At 64.7% G+C, this 26,055-nt stretch carries 26 protein-coding genes; 16 read left to right on the top strand and 10 right to left on the bottom strand.

Translation table 11 applies throughout. The features are described from left to right. The first annotated feature begins 16 nt into the window (after positions 1-16). Positions 17-493 (top strand): helix-turn-helix domain-containing protein, encoded by a 477-nt coding sequence (locus I6F38_RS01910; protein ID WP_225158869.1) that lies wholly within the window; start codon positions 17-19, stop codon positions 491-493. Between the two features lie 577 nt (positions 494-1,070). On the opposite strand, the gene I6F38_RS01905 is transcribed toward I6F38_RS01910, so the two are convergent. Then, positions 1,071-1,277, bottom strand: coding sequence for a hypothetical protein (locus I6F38_RS01905; protein WP_225158868.1), 207 nt, complete (start codon positions 1,275-1,277; stop codon positions 1,071-1,073). Positions 1,278-1,539: 262 nt separating this feature from the next. Here I6F38_RS01905 and topA point away from each other — a divergent pair, with 262 nt between their 5' ends. The 7 genes from topA (at position 1,540) to I6F38_RS01870 (ending at position 10,358) form a co-directional block, all read left to right on the top strand. Then, complete coding sequence (gene topA, locus I6F38_RS01900) at positions 1,540-4,314, top strand: type I DNA topoisomerase (RefSeq protein ID WP_225158867.1); 2,775 nt, start codon at positions 1,540-1,542, stop codon at positions 4,312-4,314. Beyond that, a complete protein-coding gene (rnr, locus tag I6F38_RS01895) occupies positions 4,315-6,675 on the top strand; it encodes a ribonuclease R (RefSeq protein WP_225158866.1) in 2,361 nt (786 codons plus the stop codon). Continuing rightward, on the top strand, positions 6,666-7,103 hold the full coding sequence (locus I6F38_RS01890; protein WP_225158865.1) for a DUF983 domain-containing protein: 438 nt from the start codon (positions 6,666-6,668) through the stop codon (positions 7,101-7,103). The genes rnr and I6F38_RS01890 overlap by 10 nt, the downstream gene beginning before the upstream one ends. Positions 7,104-7,139: 36 nt before the next feature. Beyond that, complete coding sequence (locus I6F38_RS01885; RefSeq protein WP_225158864.1) at positions 7,140-7,889, top strand: NUDIX domain-containing protein; 750 nt, start codon at positions 7,140-7,142, stop codon at positions 7,887-7,889. Positions 7,890-8,096: 207 nt separating this feature from the next. After that, on the top strand, positions 8,097-9,422 hold the full coding sequence (locus I6F38_RS01880) for an LLM class flavin-dependent oxidoreductase (protein ID WP_225158863.1): 1,326 nt from the start codon (positions 8,097-8,099) through the stop codon (positions 9,420-9,422). 128 nt (positions 9,423-9,550) lie between these two features. Continuing rightward, positions 9,551-9,718, top strand: a complete 168-nt coding sequence (gene rpmG, locus I6F38_RS01875) for a 50S ribosomal protein L33 (protein WP_018271988.1) — start codon at positions 9,551-9,553, stop codon at positions 9,716-9,718. Positions 9,719-9,827: 109 nt separating this feature from the next. After that, positions 9,828-10,358 (top strand): hypothetical protein, encoded by a 531-nt coding sequence (locus tag I6F38_RS01870; RefSeq protein WP_225158862.1) that lies wholly within the window; start codon positions 9,828-9,830, stop codon positions 10,356-10,358. Here the strand turns inward: I6F38_RS01870 and I6F38_RS43910 are convergent. The 3 genes from I6F38_RS43910 to I6F38_RS01860 form a co-directional block, all read right to left on the bottom strand. Next, on the bottom strand, positions 10,355-10,483 hold the full coding sequence (locus tag I6F38_RS43910; RefSeq protein WP_256527872.1) for a hypothetical protein: 129 nt from the start codon (positions 10,481-10,483) through the stop codon (positions 10,355-10,357). The two genes, I6F38_RS01870 and I6F38_RS43910, sit on opposite strands and share 4 nt — an antisense overlap. Positions 10,484-10,555: 72 nt before the next feature. Continuing rightward, positions 10,556-11,953: an ammonium transporter gene (locus tag I6F38_RS01865; protein WP_276573464.1), complete on the bottom strand. Its 1,398-nt coding sequence runs from the start codon at positions 11,951-11,953 to the stop codon at positions 10,556-10,558. Positions 11,954-12,458: 505 nt separating this feature from the next. Next, complete coding sequence (locus I6F38_RS01860; protein ID WP_225158861.1) at positions 12,459-13,691, bottom strand: MFS transporter; 1,233 nt, start codon at positions 13,689-13,691, stop codon at positions 12,459-12,461. Between the two features lie 133 nt (positions 13,692-13,824). Between I6F38_RS01860 and I6F38_RS01855 the strand changes: the two genes are divergently transcribed. Then, a complete protein-coding gene (locus tag I6F38_RS01855) occupies positions 13,825-14,427 on the top strand; it encodes a TetR/AcrR family transcriptional regulator (RefSeq protein ID WP_225158860.1) in 603 nt (200 codons plus the stop codon). A gap of 149 nt (positions 14,428-14,576) precedes the next feature. Beyond that, positions 14,577-15,782, top strand: coding sequence for a serine hydrolase domain-containing protein (locus I6F38_RS01850; RefSeq protein WP_225158859.1), 1,206 nt, complete (start codon positions 14,577-14,579; stop codon positions 15,780-15,782). A gap of 104 nt (positions 15,783-15,886) precedes the next feature. Here I6F38_RS01850 and I6F38_RS01845 read toward each other — a convergent pair whose 3' ends face one another. Continuing rightward, positions 15,887-17,260: a PleD family two-component system response regulator gene (locus tag I6F38_RS01845; RefSeq protein WP_225158858.1), complete on the bottom strand. Its 1,374-nt coding sequence runs from the start codon at positions 17,258-17,260 to the stop codon at positions 15,887-15,889. A 15-nt stretch (positions 17,261-17,275) separates the two neighbouring features. Next, entirely contained in the window at positions 17,276-17,641 is a 366-nt protein-coding gene (locus tag I6F38_RS01840) for a response regulator (RefSeq protein WP_028336390.1), read from the bottom strand. Between the two features lie 228 nt (positions 17,642-17,869). Between I6F38_RS01840 and I6F38_RS01835 the strand changes: the two genes are divergently transcribed. Further along, positions 17,870-18,169: a DUF3572 domain-containing protein gene (locus tag I6F38_RS01835; RefSeq protein WP_092078203.1), complete on the top strand. Its 300-nt coding sequence runs from the start codon at positions 17,870-17,872 to the stop codon at positions 18,167-18,169. After that, complete coding sequence (locus I6F38_RS01830) at positions 18,148-19,464, top strand: DNA polymerase IV (RefSeq protein WP_225158857.1); 1,317 nt, start codon at positions 18,148-18,150, stop codon at positions 19,462-19,464. The genes I6F38_RS01835 and I6F38_RS01830 overlap by 22 nt, the downstream gene beginning before the upstream one ends. Positions 19,465-19,567: 103 nt before the next feature. Here I6F38_RS01830 and I6F38_RS01825 read toward each other — a convergent pair whose 3' ends face one another. Then, positions 19,568-19,969 (bottom strand): RidA family protein, encoded by a 402-nt coding sequence (locus I6F38_RS01825; RefSeq protein ID WP_225158856.1) that lies wholly within the window; start codon positions 19,967-19,969, stop codon positions 19,568-19,570. Between the two features lie 254 nt (positions 19,970-20,223). Then, on the bottom strand, positions 20,224-21,090 hold the full coding sequence (locus tag I6F38_RS01820; RefSeq protein WP_225158855.1) for a cell envelope integrity EipB family protein: 867 nt from the start codon (positions 21,088-21,090) through the stop codon (positions 20,224-20,226). Positions 21,091-21,351: 261 nt separating this feature from the next. Here I6F38_RS01820 and I6F38_RS01815 point away from each other — a divergent pair, with 261 nt between their 5' ends. The 4 genes from I6F38_RS01815 to I6F38_RS01800 all read left to right on the top strand — a co-directional run bounded on the left by I6F38_RS01815 (position 21,352) and on the right by I6F38_RS01800 (position 24,471). Next, entirely contained in the window at positions 21,352-21,819 is a 468-nt protein-coding gene (locus I6F38_RS01815; protein WP_016845428.1) for a RidA family protein, read from the top strand. A 3-nt stretch (positions 21,820-21,822) separates the two neighbouring features. Then, complete coding sequence (locus I6F38_RS01810) at positions 21,823-22,575, top strand: glycerophosphodiester phosphodiesterase (protein ID WP_225158854.1); 753 nt, start codon at positions 21,823-21,825, stop codon at positions 22,573-22,575. Positions 22,576-22,741: 166 nt separating this feature from the next. Continuing rightward, positions 22,742-23,992, top strand: coding sequence for a GNAT family N-acetyltransferase (locus I6F38_RS01805; protein ID WP_225158853.1), 1,251 nt, complete (start codon positions 22,742-22,744; stop codon positions 23,990-23,992). A 53-nt stretch (positions 23,993-24,045) separates the two neighbouring features. Beyond that, positions 24,046-24,471, top strand: coding sequence for an HIT family protein (locus I6F38_RS01800; protein WP_168857445.1), 426 nt, complete (start codon positions 24,046-24,048; stop codon positions 24,469-24,471). Between the two features lie 100 nt (positions 24,472-24,571). On the opposite strand, the gene tsaA is transcribed toward I6F38_RS01800, so the two are convergent. After that, complete coding sequence (tsaA, locus tag I6F38_RS01795) at positions 24,572-25,063, bottom strand: tRNA (N6-threonylcarbamoyladenosine(37)-N6)-methyltransferase TrmO (protein WP_225158852.1); 492 nt, start codon at positions 25,061-25,063, stop codon at positions 24,572-24,574. Between the two features lie 3 nt (positions 25,064-25,066). After that, on the bottom strand, positions 25,067-26,047 hold the full coding sequence (locus I6F38_RS01790; protein ID WP_225158851.1) for a tripartite tricarboxylate transporter substrate binding protein: 981 nt from the start codon (positions 26,045-26,047) through the stop codon (positions 25,067-25,069). Positions 26,048-26,055 lie beyond the last annotated feature (8 nt).

Below are 26,055 nucleotides of genomic sequence, written 5' to 3'. Positions count from 1 at the left end.
CTCCTGGAGACAGCCGGTGAAACGAACCAGCCTTGCAGGCGACAGCTGTCCCGTCGCACGCGCGCTCGACGTGTTCGGCGACTGGTGGTCGCTCCTGATCATCCGCGACGCCAGCCTCGGCCGGCGCCGCTTCGGCGAATTCCAGGCGAGCCTCGGGCTTGCCAAGAACATCCTTGCCACACGGCTGCGCACGCTGGTCGAGCGCGGCATCCTGAAGACGGTCCCCGCCTCCGACGGCAGCGCCTATCAGGAATATGTGCTGACGCCGAAGGGCCACGGCATCTTTCCGATCCTGGTCGCGCTGCGGCAATGGACCGAGGAATTCGACGAGCATCCGGACGAGATCGCGACCATCCTGGTCGACCGCGACAAGGGCAAGCCGGTGAAGAAGCTCACGCTCTATTCGCAGGATGGACGCGTGCTTGGCGCGGCCGACACGGCGCTGAAGCCGCGGCGTGTAGCGAAGCGCGCGCGGCGCCTCGCGAGTGCGTAGGATGGGTGTTGCTGATGCGACACGACGGGCAACTCACCAAAAACTTGTCAATCCTCGCCTGCGAAAATATTTCGCTTTATCCGAATATGCCTCGCGTCGCGAGGATGCGGATGTATGACTCACATACGACGACCCATATTGGGTGTCGTCCCTGCGCAAAAGGCCACGCCTCGTTCTACACCGATTCCATCCAACCAATCTGCAGGGACCAAACACGAAAGCAGGGACCCATAACCACAAATGCCGGTTGTTGAACGATGCTGAGACGACGAGTCCCGTTCTCAACACCCGCCGCGGCGTATGGGTCCTGGCCTTCGCCGGGACGACGGCGGTGGATGTGGCGCGAGCTAGCGTTCTTCCTTTCTCCAGGAAGGGTCGCAAATCACGACTTCTGTTTCGCCGCACCGCGCTGTTTGACATCTTGAATTGCGATCCATCCCCACCGTCGTCCTGGCGAAAGCCAGGACCCATTACCCAAAATGAGAGTTGTTGCGCGACGCTGGGGCCGCGATCCCGTTCATCACCGACTGCGGTGGTTATGAGTCCTCATAGGCGCCCCTGCATCCCGCGACGCCCCTTACGACAGCTTCCTCCGGCTGCGCGAACGCAGTTGCTCGTCGGCCTCCAGGCGGGCCATCGCGAACAGGCGCTTGAGGACTTCGAATTTGTGGCGCCGGGCGAGTTTGGCGAGTTCGGTCGCGGCTGCTGCGATCAGGACGAGGGCGTCGTCCGGGCCGCCCTCCCCAGCTGTCTCGTCGTCCGCCGGTCGCTGCCGGCCGGACACCTTGCGCTTTCGGCCGCCCCCTGTGCTGCTCAAAAGGCCTAATCCGATTCCGACCCTATATATAAAGTGATACGCCCTTTCCGGCCGCAACTCTAGGACGCATTTTGCAACCCCTGGGATAGAAACTCCACAGCTTGGCGCGTCCCTTCAATATCTGGCGATTTGACAGGGACCGCCCCAGCACCCATGTTCGCCCCGACATGGCGGGCCGCGAGTCTAGCGGAACCCACCTTCAAGTTTTCCCGTAAGCTATTGGAATGACATGAATATCGTCATTGTGGAGTCGCCGGCCAAGGCCAAGACGATCAACAAATATCTGGGGTCCTCCTATGAGGTCCTGGCGTCGTTCGGCCATGTTCGCGACCTCCCGGCCAAGAATGGTTCCGTCGATCCCGACGCCAATTTCCAGATGATCTGGGAGGTCGATGCCAAGGCCGCGAGCCGGCTTAACGACATCGCCAAGGCGCTCAAGGGGGCCGACCGACTGATCCTCGCAACCGACCCCGATCGCGAGGGCGAGGCGATCTCTTGGCACGTACTGGAGGTGATGAAGGAGAAGCGCGCGCTGAAGGACCAGAAGGTCGAGCGCGTGGTGTTCAACGCCATCACCAAGCAGGCCGTCTCCGAGGCGATGAAGGCGCCGCGCCAGATCGATGGCGCGCTGGTCGACGCCTATATGGCGCGTCGTGCGCTGGACTATCTGGTCGGCTTCACCCTCTCTCCCGTGCTGTGGCGCAAGCTGCCCGGCGCCCGCTCCGCCGGCCGCGTGCAGTCGGTCGCGCTGCGGCTGGTCTGCGACCGCGAGCTCGAGATCGAGAAGTTCGTGCCTAAGGAGTACTGGTCGCTGGTCGCGACGCTGCTGACGCCGCGCGGCGACGCTTTCGAGGCGCGGCTGGTCGGCGCCGACGGCAAGAAGATCGCACGGCTCGACATCGGCTCCGGCGCGGAAGCCGAGGATTTCAAGAAGGCAATCGAGGCCGCGCTGTTCAAGGTTGCGACCGTCGAGGCCAAGCCGGCGCGGCGCAATCCGCAGGCGCCCTTCACCACCTCGACCCTGCAGCAGGAAGCGAGCCGCAAGCTCGGCTTCGCGCCGGCGCACACCATGCGCATCGCGCAGCGGCTCTATGAGGGCATCGACATCGGCGGCGAGACCACCGGCCTCATCACCTATATGCGAACCGACGGCGTGCAGATCGCGCCCGAAGCGATCACGCAGGCGCGCAAGGTGATCGGCGAGGACTATGGCAACGCCTACGTGCCGGACGCCCCGCGCCAGTACCAGGCCAAGGCCAAGAACGCGCAGGAAGCCCACGAAGCGATCCGCCCGACCGATCTGTCGCGTCGCCCGGCCACCATCGGCCGCAGGCTCGATGCCGATCAGGCGCGGCTCTATGAATTGATCTGGAAGCGCACCATTGCGAGCCAGATGGAGTCGGCCGAGCTCGAGCGCACCACCGTCGACATCGAGGCCAAGGCCGGCTCACGCGTGCTGGACCTGCGCGCCTCCGGCCAGGTCATCAAGTTCGACGGCTTCCTCGCGCTCTATCAGGAAAGCCGCGACGACGAGGAGGACGAGGATTCGCGCCGCCTGCCCGCGATGAGCGAGGGCGAGGCCGTGAAGCGCCGGAGCCTCGCCGTCACCCAGCATTTCACCGAGCCGCCGCCGCGCTTCTCGGAAGCCTCGCTGGTGAAGCGGATGGAAGAGCTCGGCATCGGCCGCCCCTCGACCTACGCCTCGATCCTGCAGGTCCTGAAGGACCGCGGCTATGTCAAGCTCGAGAAGAAGCGGCTGCACGGCGAAGACAAAGGCCGCGTCGTGGTCGCGTTCCTGGAGAACTTCTTCTCGCGCTATGTCGAATACGACTTCACCGCCGATCTCGAGGAGCAGCTCGACCGCATCTCCAACAACGAGATCGCCTGGCAGCAGGTGCTGCAGGACTTCTGGCGCGGCTTCATCGGCGCGGTCAACGACATCAAGGACCTGCGCGTCGCCGAGGTACTCGACGCGCTCGACGAGATGCTCGGCCCGCACATCTATCCGCCGCGCGCGGATGGCGGCGATGTCAGGCAATGCCCGACCTGCGGCACCGGCCGGCTCAACCTCAAGGCCGGCAAGTTCGGCGCCTTCGTCGGCTGCTCGAACTATCCGGAATGCCGCTACACCCGTCCGCTCGCGGCCGACAGCGCCGAGAGCGCCGACCGCGTGCTCGGCACCGATCCCGACACCGGCTTCGATGTCACGGTGAAGGCCGGCCGCTTCGGCCCCTACATCCAGCTCGGCGAGCAGAAGGATTACGCCGAAGGCGAGAAGCCGAAGCGCGCGGGCATTCCGAAGGGCACCTCGCCGGCCGATGTCGACCTCGAACTGGCGCTGAAGCTGCTGTCGCTGCCGCGCGAGATCGGCAAGCATCCGGAAACCGGGCAGCCGATCACCGCCGGCCTCGGCCGGTTCGGGCCGTTCGTGAAGCACGAGAAGACCTATGCCAGCCTCGAGGCCGGCGACGAGGTGTTCGACATCGGTTTGAACCGCGCGGTCACGCTGATCGCGGAGAAGATTGCCAAGGGCCCGAGCGGTCGACGCTTCGGCGCCGACCCCGGCAAGCCGCTCGGCGATCACCCGACGCTCGGCGCGGTCGCGCTGAAGAACGGCCGCTACGGTGCCTATGTCGCGGCCGGCGGCGTCAACGCGACGATCCCGAGCGACCGCACGCCCGACCAGATCACGCTCGCGGAGGCAATCGCGCTGATCGACGAGCGCGCGGCCAAGGGCGGCGGCAAGAAGGCCAAGAAGGCGAAGGCGGAAAAGCCTGCCAAGGCCACGAAGGCCAAGGCAGCAAAGGCTGAAGATGCCGACGGCGACGCCGACGCCAAGCCCGCCAAGAAGGCTGCGTCGAAGAAAGCCGCGGCGAAGCCGAAGACGGATGCGACCAGCAAGGCGCGCGCGCCGGTCGCCTCCGGTGCCAAGACGTCGCCTGCGAAATCATCGGCACCAGCGAAAGCGCCCGCGAAGAAAAGCGCCGGCAAGGCACGAGGATAAGTGAAACGAAAACCCGACAATGGCTTTCCGGGCCGGGATGCCATCGTCGCCTTCATCCGCGCCAATCCAGGCAAGGTCGGCACCCGCGAGATCGCGCGCGAGTTCGGCCTGAAGAACGCCGACCGCGTCGAGCTGAAGCGGATCCTCCGTGAGCTCGCCGACGACGGCACGATTGCCAAGCGCGGCCGCAAGATCCACGAGCCGGCGGCGCTGCCGCCGACCGTGCTGGCCGACATCACCGGCCGCGACAGCGACGGCGAGCTGATCGCCACGCCCGCCGAGTGGGATTCGGACGAGAACGGCACCGCCCCGAAAATCCGCATCGAGACGCCGCGGCGGCCGAAGCCCGGCACCACCGCCGGCGTCGGCGACCGCGCGCTGCTGCGCGTCGAAGTCACGGACGAGCAAGACGGTACGCCCTATCGCGGCCGCGTCATCAAGGTGATCGATCACGGGCGCACCCGGATCCTCGGCATCTTCCGCCGCAATCCCGATGGCGGCGGGCGCCTGATCCCGGTCGACAAGAAGCAGGCCGGCCGCGAGCTCAACATCGCCAAGGCCGACAGCGGCGGCGCTGAGGACGGCGATCTCATCAGCGTCGACCTGATCCGCACCCGCGGCTATGGCCTCGCCTCCGCCCGCGTCAAGGAGCGGCTTGGCTCGATTGCCAGTGAAAAGGCGATCAGCCTGATCGCGATCGACACCCACGATATCCCGCAGGTGTTCTCCACTTCCGCGCTGCGCGAGGCTGAAGACGCCAAGCCCGCAACCTTGCAGGGCCGCGAGGACTGGCGTGACGTGCCGCTCGTCACCATCGATCCGCCTGACGCCAAGGATCACGACGACGCCGTGCATGCGGAAGTCGATCCCGATCCCAACAACAAGGGCGGCTTCATCGTCCATGTCGCGATCGCCGACGTCGCCTTCTATGTGCGGCCCGGTTCGGCGCTTGACCGCGACGCGTTGCAGCGCGGCAACTCGGTGTATTTCCCTGATCGCGTCGTACCGATGCTGCCCGAGCGCATCTCCAACGATCTCTGTTCGCTGGTGCCGGGCGAGCCGCGCGGCGCGCTCGCGGTGCGCATGGTGATCGGCGCCGACGGCCGCAAGCGCTCGCATACCTTCCACCGCGTGCTGATGCGCTCGGCCGCAAAGCTCCATTACGCGCAGGCGCAGGCCGCGATCGACGGCGGGCCCGATGACACGACGGGCCCTATCCTCGATCCGGTCCTCAAGCCGCTGTGGTCGGCCTACGAGCTGGTCAAGCTTGCACGCAACGAGCGTGATCCGCTCGATCTCGATCTGCCCGAGCGCAAGATCCTGCTGAAAGCCGACGGCACCGTCGATCGGGTGATCGTGCCGCAGCGGCTCGACGCGCACCGGCTGATCGAGGAATTTATGATCCTCGCCAACGTCGCCGCGGCCGAGATGCTGGAGAAGAAGGCGCTGCCGCTGATCTACCGCGTGCACGACGAGCCGAGCCAGGAGAAGGTGCACAACCTGCAGGAATTCCTGAAGACGCTCGACCTGCCCTTCACCAAGCAGGGCGCGCTGCGTCCCACCCAATTCAACCGCGTGCTGGCGCAGGTTGCCGGCGAGGACTACGAACCGCTGGTCAACGAGGTGGTGCTGCGTTCGCAGGCGCAGGCCGAATACTCCGCCGAGAACTACGGCCATTTCGGCTTGAACCTGCGCCGCTACGCGCACTTCACCTCGCCGATCCGTCGCTATGCCGATCTGATCGTGCATCGCGCGCTGATCCGCGCGCTCGGGCTTGGCGAAGGCGCCTTGCCGACCGATGAAACCGTGGAGACGCTCGCCGAGATCGCCGCGCAGATTTCCGTCACCGAGCGCCGCGCGATGAAGGCGGAGCGCGAGACCACCGACCGCCTGATCGCGCATTTCCTTGCCGATAAGGTCGGCGCCTCGTTTCAGGGCCGCATTTCCGGCGTGACGCGATCCGGCCTGTTCGTGAAGCTCGACGACACCGGCGCCGACGGTCTGATCCCGATCCGCACCATCGGCAGCGAATATTTCAACTACGACGAAACCCGCCACGCGCTGATCGGCACGCGCAGCAACACCATCTATCGGCTCGGCGACGTCGTCGATGTGCGTCTGGTGGAGGCCGCGCCGATAGCGGGCGCGCTGCGGTTTGAGTTATTATCCGATGGTCAGGCAATTCCGCGCGGCAGAAAACGCGACGGCGTAAGGGCCGAGCGCCGTGCCGCCGGATTTGGCAAGGAACCAAAAGGATCGGGCAAGAAGGCACACAAGGAGCGGAAATCGCGCAACAAGAAGGATCGCAAGCCGGCGCAGCAGAAGTCCGGCAAATCGAAGCGAGGCAAGTCATGGAAGTGACACCGCCGACGGTGGTCTGGACTCGCGAGGCGGCCGAGCCCGAGAAGCGCGACGTGTGGAGCGCGATGAAGCGCGGGTTCCGCAGCCGTTGTCCGCGCTGCGGAAAAGGCAGACTGTTCCGCAAGTTTCTCAAATGCGACGGCCATTGCCCGGTCTGCGACCTCGACTTCACGCCGCATCGCGCCGACGATCTGCCTGCCTATCTCGTCATCGTTATCGTCGGCCATATCGTGGTACCGATGGCGCTGTGGATCGAGACCAATTATTCGCCGCCGGTGTGGCTGCAACTTGCGATCTATCTGCCGTTCACGCTGTTCGCATCGCTGGCGCTGTTGCAGCCGGTGAAGGGAGCCGTGATCGGCTTGGAATGGGCCCTGCGCATGCATGGCTTTGACGAGAATCCCCCTAGCGACATCCCGCCGGTCTAGCTAAACCGGGCCGCAAGAAGAAATGAAAGGGATGAAATGACTGAAGCTGCCGCCCCCGCCGCTGTCGTCCACCAAGGCGAAAAAGAAGCCGATCATCATGCGTATTTCCGGCCGAAGGATGCCGCGACGCTGATCCTGATCGATCGCTCCGGCGCCAAGCCGAAGGTGCTGGTCGGCAAGCGTCACGACAAGGTCGTGTTCATGCCCGGCAAATTTGTTTTCCCGGGCGGCCGCGTCGACAAGGCCGACAACCGCGTGCCGGTCGCAGCGCCGATCACGCCGGAGCTCGAAGCCAATCTGTTGAAGGGCAGCCCGAAGATCACGCCCGGCCGCGCGCGTGCGCTTGCCAACGCCGCGATCCGCGAGGCGTGCGAAGAGACCGGGCTCTGCCTCGGCCGCAAGGTCGAGAAGCCGCACAAGCTCGACGGCCCCTGGGCGCCGTTCGCCGATGCAGGTCTGTTGCCCGATCCGTCCGGCCTGTTCCTGATCGCGCGTGCGATCACCCCGCCCGGCCGCGTCCGCCGCTTCGATACGCGCTTCTTCACTGCCGACGCCACGACCATCGCGCATCGTGTCGAGGGCGTGGTGCATGCCGATGCCGAGTTGGTCGAGCTGGTCTGGGTCGAGATCGGCTCCGAGCCGCTCGCCGACGCGCATGCCATGACCAAGAACGTGCTCGCCGAGCTCGACCGCCGTCTCGCCACCGGCCCGCTCCGCCACGACGCGCCGGTGCCGTTCTTCCATTTCTACGGCGGCAAGATGCAGAAGGACGTGCTGGGGGCGTAGTATGATCCTCGTCATTCCGAGGCGATGCGCAGCATCGAACCCGGAATCCCGAGATATTGCGGCGCGAGATTCCGGGTTCATCGCTGCGCGATGCCCCGGAATGACACTGTCGAGAGAGCGGCCAAAAACAAAATAATCTTCCCGATGGCGCGCCGCGAAACACCTCCCTATCTGTTCCGCTAACGACATCAAGGACGGAACGGGGCAATGGCGAAGCGTCAACTCAAGCTCGGCGCGTTCATGCGGCCGATCAGCATTCACACCGGTGCCTGGCGCTATCCCGGGGCCTGGCCCGACGCCAATTTCAACTTCGACCACATCAAGACGCTGATCCGCAAGCTCGAGGCCGGCAAGTTCGACGCCTTCTTCATGGCCGACCATCTGGCCGTGCTGAACATGCCGATCAACGCGCTGAAGCGCAGCCACACCGTGACATCGTTCGAGCCGTTCACGCTGCTGTCGGCACTCGCGGCCGTAACCGAAAACATCGGCCTGATCGCGACCGGCTCGACCACCTTCGACGAGCCCTATCACGTCGCGCGGCGCTTCGCCTCGCTCGACCACATCTCGGGCGGCCGCGCCGGCTGGAATATCGTCACCACGTCGAATCCGGACGCGGCGCTGAATTTCGGCCTCGACGATCACATGGAGCACGCCGAGCGCTACAGGCGCGCCCGCGAGTTCTACGACGTCGTCACCGGCCTGTGGGATTCCTTCGCCGACGATGCGTTCGTGCGCGACGTCGAGTCAGGCCTGTTCGTCGATCCCGACAAGATGCATGTGCTCAATCACAAGGGCAAATATCTCTCGGTGCGCGGCCCGCTGAACATCGCCCGCCCCGTGCAGGGCTGGCCTATCATCGTGCAGGCCGGCGCTTCCGATGACGGCAGGCAGCTGGCGGCCGAGACCGCGGAAGCCGTGTTCACCGGCGGCGGCAGCTTGGCCGACGGACAGAAGCTCTATGCCGACATCAAGAGCCGCATGGAGAAGATCGGCCGCGATCCCGAGCATCTGAAGATCCTGCCCGGCGCCTTCGTCGTCGTCGGCGACAGCGTTGAGGAAGCCAAGGAGAAGCGCGCACTGCTCGACAGCCGCGTGCATTACGACAGCGCGATCGCCTCACTGTCGGTGATCCTCGGCACCGATGCGTCCGGCTTTGATCCTGACGGACAGTTGCCGCCGATCCCCGAAACCAATGCCAGCAAGAGCGGCCGGCAGCGCCTTGTCGATGTCGCGGCGCGCGACAAGCTCACCGTGCGTCAGCTCGCGCAGCGCGTCGGCGGCTATGGCGGGCTCGCCTTCGTCGGCACGCCGCAGACCATCGCCGACCAGATGGAGGAATGGTTGACCGGCCGGGGCAGCGACGGCTTCAACATCATGTTCCCCTATCTGCCGCAGGGCCTGTTCGAGTTCGTCGATAAGGTGGCGCCGGAACTGCAAAAGCGCGGGATTTTCCGCACAGAGTATGAGGGGCGGACCTTGCGCGAGAATTTGGGCCTGCCGCGGCCGAAAAATCAGTTCTTCGAGGGGTAATAGGCCCGGAATCGGGATGATCTTGACTGAGAAATCCTTGACTTTGGGCTGTTTCTGGCTAGTTTCCCGGCCAAACGCGGGCCGATTTGGCCGGCTCCCGAATTCCCCCGATTTTCGAGGTTTTGCACATGGCCAAGGCGGTCACCATCAAGGTCAAGCTCGTGTCGACGGCCGACACCGGCTTCTATTACGTTGCCAAGAAGAATTCGCGCACCATGACCGACAAGCTGGTCAAGAAGAAGTACGACCCGGTCGCGCGCAAGCACGTCGAGTTCAAGGAAGCCAAGATCAAGTAAGATCGGCTGCTTCCGACGTTTCAAACGGGGCCCTCGCGGCCCCGTTTTTGCTTTCTAGGCTTGCGTCATCCCTCATGATTCCCGGAGCAGTCCCGGGCGCAGGGCTCAGATGATCGCAACCTTGGACGAGGGAAACGTCGGCGGCTACTCGGTAGCTTACGGCCGCGAGGACATCTACTTTCCGGTCTATGTCACGGCAGCCCTCGCCGCGATCTTTCTGACCGCGACCTGGATCACGGGCGCGATCTATTGGCTGGCGCCGGCAGCGGCAGCGGGCGGCTTCACCTATTACAACATCCCCCTGCTGGAGGCTGGTCGTCCGACGATCGGGGCCAACCAGTACGGCATCTTCATCCAGGCCTTCGGGCTGATCCGCTGGCGCGCCATCACGCGCATCGACCTCGTCGAGATCGCTGAGCGCGCGATGACGGTTCACGAGTTGCAGATCGCGCTTAACGGACCGCTCGGCAGCTCGCTGGTGGCCGATTGGCGCAAGCGGCCGGCCTACCGGCTGTTGATGCGCCTGCCGTGGCGCATGGACCATCGTGGCGTGGTCCGCGTCAATCTGGAGCCATTCGACCGGACGCCCGACGAGATCCACCGGACGTTCCTCAGGATGTGGCGTTACTACCGGAGCTAACCCTTGAACGCCTCGTCACGCAGATGCGCGTCTGCGATCTCTGCATCCGGATTGTGTGTGATCGTCATGAACCAAATGAGGCTGAAGAACAGCGACCACGCTGTGTTCCAATAGAACCAGTTCATCGGATCACCTCGAACAGCTTAGATCCGCGCCAGCGGGCGAAGATCGCCAGCTGCGCGGAATGCCGCCAAAGTCTACTGCACGACCTCGCCGTGCAGTGCAAGATCCAACCCTTCGCGCTCGATGTCCCGCGTCACGCGAAGCCCGACGAAGAGATTGATCACGAACAGGATGATCAGGCTCACCACGGCATCATACACGAAAACCGTCGCAACGCCGATGCATTGATTGAGGAACTGCCCGGGATTTCCTTCCAGAACACCTGCCGTTCCACCATACTGCTCGACCGCGAACACCCCGGTCAGCAGCGCCCCGACGATGCCGCCAAGGGCATGGACACCGAAGCAGTCCAGCGCATCATCGTAGCTGAACATGCGCTTCAAGCCGGTGCATCCCCAGTAGCAGCAGACGCCGGCGGCGATGCCGATCGCGAAAGCGCCGACCGGCCCGACGAAACCGGAGGCCGGCGTGATCGCAACGAGACCGGCGACGGCACCTGAGCAGATGCCGACGACGGTCGGCTTGCCCTTCAACGCCCATTCCACCAGCATCCAGGTGAAGCCTGCCACAGCCGTTGCGATCTGGGTCACCAGCATGGCCATGCCCGCCTGCATTCCGGCCGTGACGGCGGAGCCGGCATTGAAGCCGAACCAGCCGACCCACAGCAGCGAGGCGCCAATGAAGGTCAGCACCATATTGTGCGCCGGTCCCGTCTCGACGCGCTTGCCTAGCATGATGGCGCACATCAGGCCGGCCACGCCGGCATTGATGTGCACAACGGTGCCGCCGGCGAAATCGAGAACTTTGACATACGCAGCGTCGTTACCCGCCGAGAAGATCCCGTCAGGGCCCCAGACCCAGTGCGCGATCGGCGCATAGACGAAGATCGCCCACAGCCCGATGAACCAGAGCATCGCGGAGAACTTCATCCGCTCGGCAAACGCGCCGGCAATCAGCGCCGGCGTGATGATGGCGAACGTCATCTGGAAGCAGATGTAAACGGACTCAGGAATGGTCGCGGCGAGTGGATTGGGATTGCCGATGCCCCCCTTGCCGATGTCGCTCAGGATGTCCTTGAGGAACAGGCGATCGAGGCCGCCGATGAACGGCGTGCCGGCACGAAATGCCAGACTGTAGGTGAGGACGGCAAACAGGATCGTGACCAGGCAGGTGACCGCGAAGCTGGTCATCACGGTATCGCCGACATTCTTCTTGCGCACCATGCCGCCATAGAACAGGCCGAGCCCCGGGATCGTCATCATCAGGACGAGCGCGACTGACGTGAGCATCCAGGCGGTGTCGCCAGAATTCGGCGTGCACTTCTCGAGAATCTTGCCGCCACAGGCAGGCGGCGCCGCCGCATCCTCGGCCAGCGCAAGATCGGTGAACAGCAGGCAAAGGAACGCCACGCCCAACAAGGCAACCACGATTCTCACGAGCTTCTGGCGCGTGTGTGTCGCAGACTCCATCATCGACCTCCCATCACAAAAGAAATGCTGGCGTTCCGAATGGGCGCGGCGCGTTCGCAGCGTGAGCGCCGAAGGACAGCGCGCGTCCGGCTATCGGGATGTCTCGAAGTGCCGCGGTGCGGGTGGCGGGATGCAGCGAAGTCGCAGCGGCATCAGGCCCGACGCAGGGCACAAGGGCCTCCTGCTCGGCGGCGCGGCAAAGGCCGTGGTGCGCGGATGGCTGGAGAATGACGGCGACTAGCCCCATCGCGGCCAGCCCTTCCCAGAGGTCCCCAGGCCGGAACCTCAGCGAGGGTTTCCGGCACGATTTCTAGCCAAATTGAAACAAGATGCGTGCCACCACTGCGCGCCGCGTAACACTTTGAAAACGCTATCGCTTCGATCCGCAGCCGGAACCGCATCGCGCTCCATTGCACGCTCTTGCGGCAAGTGGCCGGTCAAAAACTAGGCAGCATCTGGCGACTGCCCTCGCAAGGAGCAGCCGCCAGCTTCGCAGGGATTCTGAAAGCTAAGCGGCCTTGAGCAGTGGCGGTTGCGCGGGCCGGATCAGCGCGAAGGCGAGCTGGATGATGCCGCCGGCGAGGCCCAGCGCGACGCCGATGCGCCAGGCCATGGTGTAGGAGCCGAGCGAGTCGTAGATCAGCCCTCCTCCGTAAGCGCCGAGGAAGCTGCCGACCTGGTGGCTCATGAAGGCGAGGCCCTGGATCATCGCCTGCCAGCGCAAGCCGAACATCTCGGCCACCGCACCCGCGACCAGCGGACCGACGCCCATCCAGAGAAAGCCCATGATGGCGCCGAACAGCAGCGTCGAGCCGGGCGTTGCCGGCAGCATGAAGTACCAGGCGAGCGCCAGCGAGCGCAGGATGTAGATCGCGCCGAGCAGCGCCAGCTTGTTCCAGCGCTGGCCGGCCCAGCCGAAGAACAGCGAGCCCAGCACGTTGAAGCCGCCGATCATGCCGAGCGTCTGCGCGCTCAGCATCGGATCGAGCCCGCAGATCGCCAGATACGACGGCAGATGCGTGGTGAGGAAGACGAGCTGCATGCCGCAGACCATGTAGGCGCAGGTCATCACCACGAAGGCTGCGTTGCTGAACGCGGTCTTCGCCGCAGTCGTCGCGGTGGCGTTGCCGATGTCGTCGCCAGCGGGCTTCGGCAGCGGAATCTTGTCGACGCGCCCGGCGTACAACGCCGCCGGGATCATGAAGATCGAGAGAATGACAAAACCGGCAAGCCCGACGCGCCAGCCGAAACCTTCATTGAGGATCTGGCCGATCGGCGCCGACAGCAGCGCGCCGAGCGAGCCCGCGGCGGAGACCATGCCGAGCACGGTCGAGCGTACCGTCTCGGGCACCGCGCGCGCCGAGACCGACATTGCGATCGCATTCGCGGTGCAGGCGAGCGAAAGGCCGATCAGGACGCCGGCGCCGATCATGATGGCAACGAGCCCATGCGCCGTCGTCATCAGCACGAGGCCCGCGATGTAGGCCAGCGCGCCGACCACCATGATCGGGCGGAAGCCGTAACGCACCGTCATCGCGCCGGCGACCGGCTGCAGAAAGCCCCAGGCGAGGTTCTGCACCGCAAGCGCCAGCGTGAAATGGGATATCGAGATGCCGATGTCGTGCGTCAGCGGCTGCATGAAGATGCCGAGGCTCTGCCGCAGCCCCATGCTCAGCGTGAGCATGATGGAGGCGCCGATCAGGATGGGAAGCGTGGGACGCAGGACCTGCAACAGGGGCATTGTTCTTGTTCTCCCGTAACGGCACGGCACGCGTGCCGTGGCCTGCGATTCATGCATGTTTTGGTTACACAGACCTGTGTACTTAGGCTATACAGGGGGCTGACTGTCAAGCGAAGAGGATCACGGCTGGCGCATGGCTTCCCCGCCTCCCAAACAGACCATGAAGGAGCGGATCCTCGAGACCGCTGACAGACTGTTCTACCTGCAAGGCATTCGCGCCATCGGCGTCGACACCATCGCGGCCGAGATCGGCATCAGCAAGCGCACGCTCTACAACCACTTCCCGTCGAAGGACGCGCTGATCGAAGCCTATCTGCAACGCCGCTTCGTGCAGCCGCGTCCCTCCGACAAGCCGCCGGCCGAGCAGATTCTTGCAACCTTCGATTCGCTGGAGCGGCGCTTCTCGGCGAAGGATTTTCGCGGCTGCCCGTTCGTGAACGCGGTGGCCGAGCTCGGGCCGGAGGACGAGGATCGCACCTTCAGGAACATCGCAATCGCCTTCAAGGAAAGCCGCCGGCTCTGGTTTCGCGATCTGCTGCGACAGCTCGGCGTCGCCGATGCCGAGGGACTTGCGACCCAGCTCACGCTGCTGGTCGATGGCTCGATCGCGCAGGATCTGGTGCGCGACGATCCGGCGATGGCGCGCGCGGCCAGGGAAGCCGCGCGCGTGTTGCTGGCAAATGCAGGCGTCAAGGTTAGCAGCCCCGCCCCCGCGGGCAAGAAACGCGCCGGATAAATCCGGTTGCGTGCGGAAGTCAGGTTTGGTTGTTAACACCGACCGCAGGCCACGGTATTCCCGGTTGGATATTCCGTCCGGCGAGATTGACAGCGACCGCGCGACGACCTGCGACACAGAAGATCTGCGGCACAACAGGGGAAACGACCATGGAAGATCTGAAGGTGACGGCCACCGGCTATGATTTCGCGCCGGCGCGCGCGGCCATGCAGCGCTACATCGACAACGATCTCCTGTCCGGCATCTCCTGGACGGTTCTGGTCGGGCGCGACATCGCTGACACGGGCTGCGTCGGATGGGCCGACAAGGAAGCGCAGATTCCGCTGCGCACCGATCACATCTTCCGCGTCTTCTCCAACACCAAGCTGATCACCTCCTGCGCGGCGCTGCTGCTGGTCGAGGAAGGCCGCTTCCGGCTCGACGATCCGATCGAGACCTTCATCCCGCAACTCAGAAACCGGAAGGTGCTGCGGCCGGGCGCGACGTCGATCGACGACACCGAACCGGCGCAGCGGTCGATCACCATTCGCCATCTGCTGAGTCACTCGGCCGGCCTCAGCTACGGTCTGTTCGATCCGGGCACACCGATCTTCAAGGCCTACAGCGAGCGCAAGATCCTCAATCCGATGACGACGCTCGCCGACATGGTCGACGGTCTGTCCGATCTGCCGCTGGTGTTCCATCCCGGCTCGTCATGGGAATATTCCGTTGCCATCGACGTGGTCGCACGGTTGGTCGAGGTGGTGAGCGGCCAACCGTTCGACAAGTTCATCAAGGTGCGGATCCTCGATCCGCTCGGCATGGTCGACTCCGGCTTCCATGTTCCCGATAAGGACCACAACCGGCTCGTCGCCTATTACGCCGGCGCTGATCTGATGGATCCGATGAAGCCGGGCCTGACGCGCACCGACAACGCGCCCTATCCGGGCGCCTATCTGCGCCCGGTGCCGCGCTTCAATGGCGGCGGCGGCCTCGTCTCGACGCTGCATGACATGGTCGCGCTGATCCGCAGCCTGCTGCCCGGCGGGCCGACGCTGCTGAAGCCGGAGACGATCGCAGAGGCGATGACCAACCAACTCACACCGGGCCAATGGATCCGCTTTGCGATGATGGGCGAGCAGCCCGGCAAGACCTACGGTCTCGCCGGCGGATTGATCCTCAACCCCTCCTCGATCGATCATCCCGACGCCGCCGGCGAACTCTATTGGGGCGGTGTCGCAGGCACGCAGTGGTGGATTTCGCCCAAAACGGGCATCGCCGGCGTCATGATGGCGCAGCGCCAGATGGCGTTCGTCCATCCGTTCTCGTTCGAGTTCAAGCGGATGGCGTATGACACGGTGAAGCGCGGCCGCTAAGGGCACTTCGTAGCCCGGATGGAGCGCAGCGAAATCCGGGAAGCTGGTGCAAGCGGCGCGATACCCCGGATTGCGCTTCGCTGCATCCGGGCTACGAGATCGCGCTACGCTGCCGCAGACACCACGCGGTTACGGCCGTCGTGCTTGGCGCGATAGAGCGCGGTGTCGGCGCGCTTGAGCACATCGGTGACCTGCTCGCCCTTGCGCTCCAGCGTGGTGAGACCGATCGAGATCGTGACGGTGATCCGCTTGCCGCCCTTGTCGACGGTGAAGGGCTCGCCCGCGATCGAGCGGCGCAGCCGCTCGGCGACCATGCCGGCGACATGCAGGTCGGTCTCGGGCATCACGATGACGAACTCCTCGCCGCCATAGCGGCAGGCGAGATCAATGCCGCGGATCGACTTGCGGATGCGGACGGCGAATTCGCGCAGCACGTCGTCGCCGGCATCGTGGCCGTAGGTGTCGTTGATCGCCTTGAAGTAGTCGATGTCGAGGATCATCAGCGCCAGCGGCTTGCCGCGGATCGAGGCCTGCTCCGCCAGTGTCGCGAGGTGGCTTTCCATGTAGCGCCGGTTATTGAGACCGGTCAGCGCATCCGTGATCGCCATCTCGATCGAGTTCTGCACATTGTCGCGCAGATGATCGGTGTAGCGGCGGCGGCGGATCTGGGTGCGTGCCCGCGCCAGGAGCTCGTTCTTGTCGACCGGACGCAGCAGGTAGTCGTTGACGCCGATCTCGAGCCCGCGCATCAGCCGCGTGTTGTTGTCGGCATCCGAGATGGCGAGGATCGGGACCTGGCGCGTGCGCTCCAGCGAGCGGGCCTGGCTGCACAGCCGCAGGCCGTCGTAATTGTCGAGGCTGAGCGACACGATCAGCAAGTCGTAATTGCCCTCGGCGGCGTGGAACAAGGCTTCCGACGGATTGATCTCGACGTCGACGGTGTGTTCGGCTGAGAGGATCGGCGCCAGCTTCTCGTAGGACGACGGCCGGTCGTCGACCAGAAGGATGCGGCCGCCGGTGCCCTTGTCGGCGATTGCGCTGCGCTCGGGCGCCTGCATGCCGATCTCGAGCGAGGTGATGGCGCGCATGCGCAGTTCGTCGGTCATCATCTTCAGCCGCGTCAGCGAGCGCACGCGCGCGATCAGCACGACGTCGGACACCGGCTTGGTCAGGAAGTCATCGGCGCCGGCTTCAAGGCCGCGCACGCGATCGGCCGGGCTGTCGAGCGCGGTGACGATGACGACCGGAATGAAATGGGTCGCCGGATTCGACTTCAGCCGGCGGCAGACCTCGAAGCCGTCCATGTCGGGCATCATGACGTCGAGCAGGATGATGTCGCATTCGGCGCGTGCGCAGATTTCCAGTGCCTCGCTCCCGTTGGAGGCGGTCAGCACATCGAAATATTCGGCTGACAGACGGGCTTCCAACAACTTGACGTTCGCCGGAACGTCATCGACCACGAGGATACGCGCGGACATTGCACCACAACTCCCCTATCCGATAAAGCGTCGGACAGTCTCAATAAATTTGCCGACCGAGATCGGCTTGGACAAATAGGCTTCGCACCCGCCCTCGCGGATGCGTTCTTCGTCGCCCTTCATGGCGAAGGCGGTGACCGCGACCACCGGAATCGCGCGCAGATCGGGATCGTCCTTGATCCAGCGCGTGACCTCCAGGCCGGAAACCTGGGGTAGCTGGATGTCCATCAGGATGAGGTCGGGGCGCAGCTTGCGGACAAGGTCGAGCGCTTCGAAGCCATTGCTGGTGCCCGAAGTCTGATAGCCGTGCGCTTCCAACAGATCGCGAAAGAGCTTCATGTTGAGCTCGTTGTCCTCCACGATCAGGACGGTTTTGGCCATCCCGTCCCTCCCAAACCCAGGAGACGGGCCCGGCTGCGGTACCTCACGCACCGCGCTCGGGGCGCGTCGAAAATGTGAATTCAAACTAGCGCCAGAATCGCTCTAACCCGTTAACCCGAAGTCCAACTTCCGCAGCGTGGTTTCCGTTGCTTGAACACATGCGGAAGACTCGGGCATGATGGGCCTCTCAATAGAGACCATAAGTTAACGGAAAGGCAAACCGGCGCGTTGAAAAAGCCTGTTCACAACCCCCGGGAAGTTGCTGAAATCGTTGCGATTCAGGCGCTCGGTTTCATTGCCGGCGATCCCGAGCGGCTGGGCCTGTTCCTGGCCGAAACCGGAATCGGTCCAGAGACGCTGCGGAACGCCGCGTCCGATCCTCAATTTCTTGCGAGCGTGCTCGATTTCGTGATGCGCGACGACGCCACTGTGAAGGCGTTTGCCAAGGCCTCGGAACTGCACCCGACCAACATCGCCGCCGCCCGTCAGGCGCTGGGCGACCCGAAATGGGAGCGCGACGTGCCGTGACGACGGCAGCTGCAGCTTCCGACGGCCCCCTCAGTTTCTGCCGAGACTGCCTCGGCGATCTCGATATCAAGGTGAAGCGGTGCAGCCATTGCGGCTCGCCGCGGCTGGTGCGTCATCGCGCCCTGCCCGCGCTGGCGCTGGCGCATATCGACTGCGACGCGTTCTATGCCACCGTCGAGAAGCGCGACAATCCCGAGATCGCCGATCGCCCGGTCATCATCGGCGGCGGCAAGCGCGGCGTGGTGTCGGCCGCCTGCTATATCGCCCGCACCTACGGCGTCCGCTCCGCGATGCCTATGTTCAAGGCGCTGGAACTCTGCCCGGACGCGACCGTGATCCCGCCGGACATGGCGAAGTATGTCCGGGTCGGACGCGAGGTGCGGCAGGCGATGCAGGCGTTGACGCCGCTGGTCGAGCCGCTGTCGATCGACGAAGCCTTCCTCGATCTCGCCGGCACGCAGCGCGTCCACGGCATGATCCCGGCCAAGGTGCTCGCCAAATTCGCCCGCGATGTCGAACGCGACATCGGCATCACGGTGTCGGTCGGCCTGTCCTGCAACAAGTTCCTCGCCAAGATCGCCTCCGACCTCGACAAGCCCAGGGGCTTTGCCGCGCTCGACCAGGACGAGGCGCGCGAGATGCTCGCCAGCAAACCGGTCGGCTTCATCTACGGCGTCGGCCCTGCGACCCAGGAGAAGCTGGTGCAGCGCGGCTTTCGCATCATCGCCGACCTGCAGCGCGCCGACGAGAACGAATTGATGAAGCAGTTCGCGAGCGAAGGCCGCCGGCTGTGGCGGCTCGCGCGCGGCATCGACGACCGCAGCGTGGTGGCCGATCGCGGCGCCAAGACGATCTCGAGCGAGACCACGTTCGAGACCGACATCCGCGACTTCGCAACGCTGGAAAGACTGCTCTGGAAATTGTCGGAGAAAGTCTCGGCGCGGCTGAAGACCAGCGAGCTCTCGGGCTGCACCATCACGCTGAAGCTGAAGACCGCGGACTTCCGCCAGCGCACCCGTTCGCAATCGATCCAGACCCCGACCCAGCTTGCCGCCAAGATCTTTGCGGTGTCGCGCGAGATGCTCGCGAAGGAGATCGACGGCACCGCCTTCCGCCTGATGGGCACCGGCGTCAGCGCGCTGCGCCCGGGCGCGCAGGCCAACGATTCCGACATGCTCGACCGCCGCTCGGCGCACGCCGAACGCGCGATGGACAATCTGCGCAGGAAATTCGGCAATGCCGCCGTGATCAGGGGCATTGCCTATGAGGGGCCGCAGAAAAACGCGGAGGAGTAATCGGTCGTCATGGCCGGGCTTGACCCGGCCATCCATCAACAAGGACTCTTTGAAAAGCGATGGATGCGCGGGTCAAGCCCGCGCATGACGACTGCGCAGCCCTTCAATCCGTGACCGCAACCGCCTCGATCTCGATCAGCCATTCCGGCGCCGCGAGCGCGGTGACGCCGACCAGCGTAGAGGCCGGCGGCTGCATGCCCTCAAAGAACGCCGAACGTGCCTTGCCGATGATGGGACGGAGCTCCGGCTTGTAGCCGACGACAAAGGTCGTGATCTTCACGATATTGGAATAGCTGGCCCCGGCGGCCTTCAGCGCCATGCCGAGGTTCTGCATCACCTGCGTCGTCTGCGCGGCAAGATCGCCGGCGCCGACCACGCGGCCCTCCTCGTCGACCGACACCTGTCCCGAAATGTAGATCGTGCGCGCGCCGGAGGCGACGACGACGTGGGAGTAAGCCGGATTGTGATGCAGGCCGCTGGGGCGAAGGTGGTTGAGCTCGCTCATGAGGTGCCTCCCTGACACGCGTGTTTGTGGGAAGCCTACTCGTGTCGGACGGTTCCGGCCAGTGCGGTGTCGTGGAGTGCTCGGGCTTGCTCCGCCGTCGTCCCGACGAAAGCCGGGACCCATAACCACCGAAGGTGATTGTTGTGCGACGCTGGGGCCACAGCCCCCTTCAACAACTCAACCCTGTGGTTATGGGTCCCGGGTCGCGCTTCGCTTGCCCGGGACGACGCTGAGTGGGTGGCGATAGCCAGCCCTCACTTGCAGGGCTTGGAATCCCTGACGTCGAATTTGTCCAGCGCGCCCGAGATCACGAAATCGTTGTAGTCCAGTACCAGCGCGCGGGAGACGCCGTTCTCGTACAGCTCGAACGACATCGCGTAGACCGGCGTCTGCTCGCCGTCCTTCGCGCGCGCGTCGCTGTCGTAGTAGCTCACCGTCACCGGCCAGCGCGTCATGGCCCTCATCGCATTGCTCGCCGTCGACGGATCGGGCGATGACGGCGCGCGGTCGCCTGCGATCGGCCGGCCGATCACGGTCAGCGTGTTGTAGATCTTCTCGCCGTTGTCGGAGCCGTCATAGACGGTCTGCTCGAGCACCGACTTGCCGTCGCGGGCGGCAGCGATGATGTGCTGGATTTGCTCTGTCGGGAACACGATCTTGCCGTCGATATTGAACGTCTTCTTGACCGGCTGGGTCAGCTTCACGGTGATATGATCGCCGACCCGCTCGGCGATGCCGTCGACCGGCGACGATTCGCTGTCGTTCATCCGCGTATCGATCTTGAAGCGGTAGCTTTTGCCCGACGCGTCCTCCCAGGACGTGGAGCGAAGATCGGACAGCGTCACCTTGCCCTCGCCGCTGTCGAGCTCGGACACCTGGCGGAATTCGGAGGTATAGCCTTCGCAGGAGTTGCCGGAGAAATTGTAGAGGATGCGCCCGCGCGCATCGCTGACCGAGTTGGAGCCGCGCGATTTCACCAGGCTGAGGTCATAGAGCGCCTGATGCGCGAGAAACGGCCCGCTTGCCGCAGCGACCGCGGACCCCTGAACCAAGTCGGATCCTGCGGCAACGGCGATCGCAAACACCAGGGCACGCGACGGAGTCCGGAACGGCAGGGTCATATGGTTTCCTCAAGGCAGGGATTCGCCACAATAGTGACGGTGGTATTGCGCCGCAACTGGGGCAAGTCTGACAAAATGGCAATGTACGCAGCGAAAATGCCGTCATTTTCAGCAGCTTTCCGTGCGATTCGGCACCTCATGGCCGCGTTGTCCTCACCTCACCGTCGCTTGCAACCGGCGGCACGATGCGCGAAACAATCGAAACAAACTTGGCCCTGACCGCGTTTCAGGCTTCGTGCAATCCAATTGGGGGACCAAAAGATGGCGGGTACCGTCGAACAAAAACTGGCGTCACAGGGCATCACACTTCCCGAGCCGACCTCCCCGGTCGCAAACTATGTCCCCTTCGTCCGCAGCGGAAACCTGCTGTTCGTGTCGGGCCAGGTCTGCTTCAACGCCGAGGGCAAGCTGATCGCCAAGGGCAAGCTCGGCGCCGGCGTCACGCTCGAACAGGGCGCCGCTGCCGCGCGCGGCTGCGCAATCAACCTGCTGGCCCAGATCAAGGCCGCGCTTGGCGACCTCGATAAGGTCGTCCGCGTGGTGCGGCTCGGCGGCTTCATCAATTCGGCGCCCGACTTCTTCGACGGGCCGAAGGTGCTGAACGGCGCCTCCGACCTGATGGTCGAAGCATTCGGCGACAAGGGCCGCCATGCCCGCACCACCGTCGGCGTCGCCTCGCTGCCCGCGGACGCTGCGGTCGAAGTCGAAGGCGTGTTCGAAGTCGCCTGATCGATGCGCGCTCCTGATTGGCTGACGAAACGGCCGGTCGCCCATCGCGGCCTGCATGATGCCGCGCGCGGCATCATCGAGAACATGCCGGCCGCGGCCACCGCCGCGGTCGCCGGCAACTTTGCCATCGAGTGCGATATCCAGCTCACCGCCGACGGCGAGGCGATGGTGCATCACGACGATGCGCTCGGCCGCCTCACCGAGGGGTCGGGCCTGCTGGCAACCAGGACCGCGGCCGAGCTGAAGGCCGTCAAGTTCAAGGACACCGCCGAGCAGATGATGACGCTCGGCGATCTCTGCGCGCTGGTCGCCGGCCGCGTGCCGCTGGTGGTCGAGGTGAAGAGCCATTTCGACGGCGACCGCAAGCTGGTGCGGCGGATGGCCGAGGTGCTGGCGTCCTATTCCGGCCCGGTGGTCGGCATGTCCTTCGATCCCGACCAGGTGCTGGCGCTGCGCGAGATCATGCCGAACCTGCCGCGCGGCATCACAGCCCAGCGCACCTATGACGACGGCCATTGGGACAAGCTGACGCCGGCGCAGCGCGACAGCATGCTCTACCTGCGGCACGGCTTTACGACCGAGCCGCATTTCGTCGCCTATTGGGTCAACCAGCTGCCGGCGCCGGAGCCGTGGATCGCCCGCAACGTGTTCGGCTGTCCGCTGCTGGCCTGGACCGTGCGGACGGTGGAACAGCGCGAGCGCGCGGCGCGCTACGCCGACCAGATGATTTTCGAGGGGTTCGTGCCGGGAACCTGACATGTCCGAGACATGCCCCTTGCAGTCTTGAACTCATCGCAGCGACGCACGATGTTGGCGAGGGTTGGTCGTCATCGGCGATGGCGGAATGCGGGGCATGATCCGGAAGTGGAGCCAGCTGTTCCGGAAAGATCATGCTCAAACGAGGCACCGGTCTTCATTCTCGATGGCGTCTTCTGAAATCACCCTAGAGGCGGTGGCTGACGTCGGCGGCATTCCGGCCGCCGAATGGGACGCCTGCGCCAATCCCAAGGCGGATGCGGACAGCATCCATCACCTCGACACGCTGGCCTCGCCCGGTTCCGCAAAGGATTGCCAGACCGCCGCAAGTTCGAGCTATAACCCATTCGTTTCCCACGCCTTTTTCGCCGCCGCCGAAGCCTCCAATTCGGCCTGCCCGCGAACCGGCTGGGGTCCGCGGCATCTGATCGCGAAGCTCGATGGCCGGATCGTTGGCGTCGTGCCCTGCTATCTGAAATCGCACTCGCAGGGCGAATACGTGTTCGATCGCGGCTGGGCCGAGGCCTATCATCGCGCCGGCGGCAGCTATTACCCGAAGCTTCAGGTGTCCGTCCCCTTCACGCCCGCGACCGGGCCGCGTCTGTTGATCCGCGGCGGCGTCGACCGCGAGGTGATCGGCTCGGCGCTGGCGCGAGGCCTGCGGGCACTCTGCAACGCCACCGAGGCCTCCTCCGTGCATGTGACGTTCGCCCGCGAGGACGAGGCCAGGTTCCTCGGCGCCCACGGTTTCCTGCAGCGGACCGACCAGCAGTTCCACTGGCACAATCAGGGCTACAAGACCTTCGACGACTTTCTCGGCTCGCTGAACTCGCGCCACCGCAAGGGCATCAAGCGCGAGCGCCGCGAGGCGGTCGCCGCCGGGATCACCATCCACTGGCTCACCGGCTCGGACATCACCGAGGACGCCTGGGATGCGTTCTTCGAGTTCTATATGGAGACCGGCTCGCGCAAATGGGGCCGGCCGTATCTGACCCGAGAATTCTTCTCGCTGATCGGCGAGACCATGAGCCGCGACGTGCTGCTGGTGATGGCCAAGCGCAACGGCCGCTGGATCGCCGGTGCGATCAACTTCATCGGCTCGGACACACTGTTCGGCCGCAACTGGGGCGCCATCGAGCACCATCCGTTCCTGCATTTCGAGGTCTGCTACTACCAGGCGATCGATTTCGCGGTTCAGCGCGGGCTCAAGGTGGTCGAGGCCGGCGCGCAGGGCGAGCACAAGCTGGCGCGCGGCTACCTGCCGCAGACTACCTATTCGGCGCATTTCATCGCCGACCCCGGACTGCGCCGGGCGATCGCCGATTACCTCAAGCGCGAGCGCGACTATGTCGCCGAGGTCGGCCGTGAGCTCGCCGAGGCCGGCCCGTTTCGCAAGACGGTCGACGACGACGCTTGACGTCTCCGCCGCCACCTAGGCAATAAAAGCAGCATCATCGAGGAGCCGCCACCATGCCCGCCGCCTACGACAGCAACAACATCTTCGCAAAGATCCTGCGCGGCGAGCTGCCCTGCTACAAGGTCTATGAAGACGAGCACGTGTTCGCCTTCCTCGACATCATGCCGCGCTCGCCGGGGCATACGCTCGTCATTCCGAAGGCCCCTGCCCGTAACATCCTCGACATCAAGCCCGACGACTACGCCCATGTCGCGCGCGCCTCGCACAAGATCGCCGCCGCCGCGATGAAGGCGTTCGAAGCCGACGGCATCACGGTGCAGCAATTCAACGAGCCCGCCGGTGGCCAGGTCGTATTCCATCTGCACATGCATGTCATGCCACGCAAGGACGGCGTCGCACTGCTGCCGCCTGCGAGCCACAAGGAAGATGGCAAGGTGCTGGAGGCGAGCGCGGCAAAGCTGAGCGCAGCGTTGAAGTAATCCCACCGCTGTCATTCCGGGGCGTGCGGAGCGCGAACCCGGAATCTCGAGATTCCGGGTTCGATGCTTCGCATCGCCCCGGAATGACGGTTGAGAGATTCTACTCCGTCTCGAAGTCCCCGGCCTGCGGCGGGGCGAGCGGGGTGAACTCGCAACGGTCGGGCTTGACGTCGATCAGCGGCGTTTCGTCGAGGCAGTCGAGGCCGCGCACCAAAATGACGTTGCGCTCGACGCCGACCAGCTTGACGATCGCGGTGCCGATCGGATTGGGGCGCACCGGCGAGCGCAGCGAGAAGGTGCCGCGGGTGGTGCCGTTGTTCTTCGGGCTTTGCAGCACGATGTCGCGGCGCGACTGGTGCAGCCAGTACAGCACCTCGAGATTTGAATAGAAATCGACGCCCTTGATCGCGGCGACCCAGGGCTCGAAAATCTCGAGCCGGCACACCGGGCCGTCATGGCGCCCCTGCCGGGGCGTCGCCAGCCGCGAGGTCCAGGGCGTGCGGATACGGCCGATGAAGACCAGCCCGGCATCGCGCGCCGTCGGCATGTCGACGGCCACCTCGCCCTGGCGCAGTTCCATTTCACGTACCATGTCTCAATCCAGCGATATGTTCAGCGCCTTGACCACGCCCGCCCATCGCGCGCGATCGGTATTCACGAACTTGTCGATCTCGGCCTGGCTCTTCGCGCGCAGCGGCGGGAAGCCGATCTTGAGCAGCGAAGCGCGGAACGCTTCGTCGTTCAAGGCCCGGTCGAGGCTAGCCTTGATCTTGTCGGCGACGTCGTCAGGCACTTTCGACGGCGCTGCGATACCATACCAGACGCTGACCGCATAATCGGGATAACCGCTCTCGGCGATCGTCGGCAGATCGGGCAGATCGGGGATGCGCTCCGTCGAGCTGACGCCGAGCGGCCGCAGCATGCCCGATTTGACCGGCGGCAGCGCGGTGCCGAGCGTGTCGAACATCAGCTGGATGTTGCCTGACAGCAGGTCGGTCAGCGCCGGACCCGCGCCCTTGTAGGGCACGTGGGTCATCTCGACGCCGGCCATCTGCTTGAACATCTCGCCGGCGAGATGAACCGTGCCGCCGGTGCCCGCCGACCCGAAATTGAGTTTTCCGGGATTCTTCTTCGCGTAGGCGACGAACTCCGCGATCGACTTTGCCGGCACGGAGGGATGCACCTCCATGATCATCGGCGCGTCCGTGACGACGGACAGCAGGCGAAAATCCCTGGCCGGATCGTAGGGCAGCTTCTTGTAGAGCAGCGGATTGAGCACGAAGATCGAGGCGGCCGTCACGAACAGCGTGTAGCCGTCGGGATCGGAGCGCGCCACCGCCTCGGCACCGATCGCACCCTGCGCACCGGCCTTGTTCTCGACCACGACCACCTGCTTGAGATCGCGCCCGAGATATTCGCCGACGATGCGGCCAAGCACGTCAGTCGGCCCGCCCGCGGCATACGGCACCACGAGCTTGATCGGCCGCGTTGGATAATCCGCGGTACGCGCCGGCAGCGTCGCCGCCAGCAACGCCATCAGAGCAACAATGAATAGCGATGATGCGCGCCGCTGCATGCCGTTTC

It is taken from the genome of Bradyrhizobium sp. BRP56 (assembly GCF_020194035.1).
Taxonomy (GTDB): domain Bacteria; phylum Pseudomonadota; class Alphaproteobacteria; order Rhizobiales; family Xanthobacteraceae; genus Bradyrhizobium; species Bradyrhizobium australafricanum.
Note: the sequence above shows the minus strand (reverse complement) of the source record. Positions and strands in the feature narration are given on the sequence as shown.

What these genes read in the sequence shown, in the direction of transcription:
- topA (WP_225158867.1), top strand. Translation starts at nt 1,540, where the DNA reads ATGAATATCGTCATTGTGGAGTCGCCGGCCAAGGCCAAGACGATCAAC.
- I6F38_RS01805 (WP_225158853.1), top strand. Translation starts at nt 22,742, where the DNA reads ATGGCGTCTTCTGAAATCACCCTAGAGGCGGTGGCTGACGTCGGCGGC.
- I6F38_RS01870 (WP_225158862.1), top strand. Translation starts at nt 9,828, where the DNA reads ATGATCGCAACCTTGGACGAGGGAAACGTCGGCGGCTACTCGGTAGCT.
- I6F38_RS01845 (WP_225158858.1), bottom strand. Translation starts at nt 17,260, where the DNA reads ATGTCCGCGCGTATCCTCGTGGTCGATGACGTTCCGGCGAACGTCAAG.
- I6F38_RS01790 (WP_225158851.1), bottom strand. Translation starts at nt 26,047, where the DNA reads ATGCAGCGGCGCGCATCATCGCTATTCATTGTTGCTCTGATGGCGTTG.
- I6F38_RS01810 (WP_225158854.1), top strand. Translation starts at nt 21,823, where the DNA reads ATGCGCGCTCCTGATTGGCTGACGAAACGGCCGGTCGCCCATCGCGGC.
- I6F38_RS01860 (WP_225158861.1), bottom strand. Translation starts at nt 13,691, where the DNA reads ATGCCCCTGTTGCAGGTCCTGCGTCCCACGCTTCCCATCCTGATCGGC.
- I6F38_RS01800 (WP_168857445.1), top strand. Translation starts at nt 24,046, where the DNA reads ATGCCCGCCGCCTACGACAGCAACAACATCTTCGCAAAGATCCTGCGC.
- I6F38_RS01850 (WP_225158859.1), top strand. Translation starts at nt 14,577, where the DNA reads ATGGAAGATCTGAAGGTGACGGCCACCGGCTATGATTTCGCGCCGGCG.
- I6F38_RS01830 (WP_225158857.1), top strand. Translation starts at nt 18,148, where the DNA reads ATGGGAGCGCGACGTGCCGTGACGACGGCAGCTGCAGCTTCCGACGGC.
- I6F38_RS01880 (WP_225158863.1), top strand. Translation starts at nt 8,097, where the DNA reads ATGGCGAAGCGTCAACTCAAGCTCGGCGCGTTCATGCGGCCGATCAGC.
- I6F38_RS01825 (WP_225158856.1), bottom strand. Translation starts at nt 19,969, where the DNA reads ATGAGCGAGCTCAACCACCTTCGCCCCAGCGGCCTGCATCACAATCCG.
- I6F38_RS01890 (WP_225158865.1), top strand. Translation starts at nt 6,666, where the DNA reads ATGGAAGTGACACCGCCGACGGTGGTCTGGACTCGCGAGGCGGCCGAG.
- tsaA (WP_225158852.1), bottom strand. Translation starts at nt 25,063, where the DNA reads ATGGTACGTGAAATGGAACTGCGCCAGGGCGAGGTGGCCGTCGACATG.
- I6F38_RS01855 (WP_225158860.1), top strand. Translation starts at nt 13,825, where the DNA reads ATGGCTTCCCCGCCTCCCAAACAGACCATGAAGGAGCGGATCCTCGAG.
- I6F38_RS01840 (WP_028336390.1), bottom strand. Translation starts at nt 17,641, where the DNA reads ATGGCCAAAACCGTCCTGATCGTGGAGGACAACGAGCTCAACATGAAG.
- I6F38_RS01885 (WP_225158864.1), top strand. Translation starts at nt 7,140, where the DNA reads ATGACTGAAGCTGCCGCCCCCGCCGCTGTCGTCCACCAAGGCGAAAAA.
- I6F38_RS01820 (WP_225158855.1), bottom strand. Translation starts at nt 21,090, where the DNA reads ATGACCCTGCCGTTCCGGACTCCGTCGCGTGCCCTGGTGTTTGCGATC.
- I6F38_RS43910 (WP_256527872.1), bottom strand. Translation starts at nt 10,483, where the DNA reads ATGAACTGGTTCTATTGGAACACAGCGTGGTCGCTGTTCTTCAGCCTC.
- I6F38_RS01865 (WP_276573464.1), bottom strand. Translation starts at nt 11,953, where the DNA reads ATGATGGAGTCTGCGACACACACGCGCCAGAAGCTCGTGAGAATCGTG.
- rpmG (WP_018271988.1), top strand. Translation starts at nt 9,551, where the DNA reads ATGGCCAAGGCGGTCACCATCAAGGTCAAGCTCGTGTCGACGGCCGAC.
- I6F38_RS01815 (WP_016845428.1), top strand. Translation starts at nt 21,352, where the DNA reads ATGGCGGGTACCGTCGAACAAAAACTGGCGTCACAGGGCATCACACTT.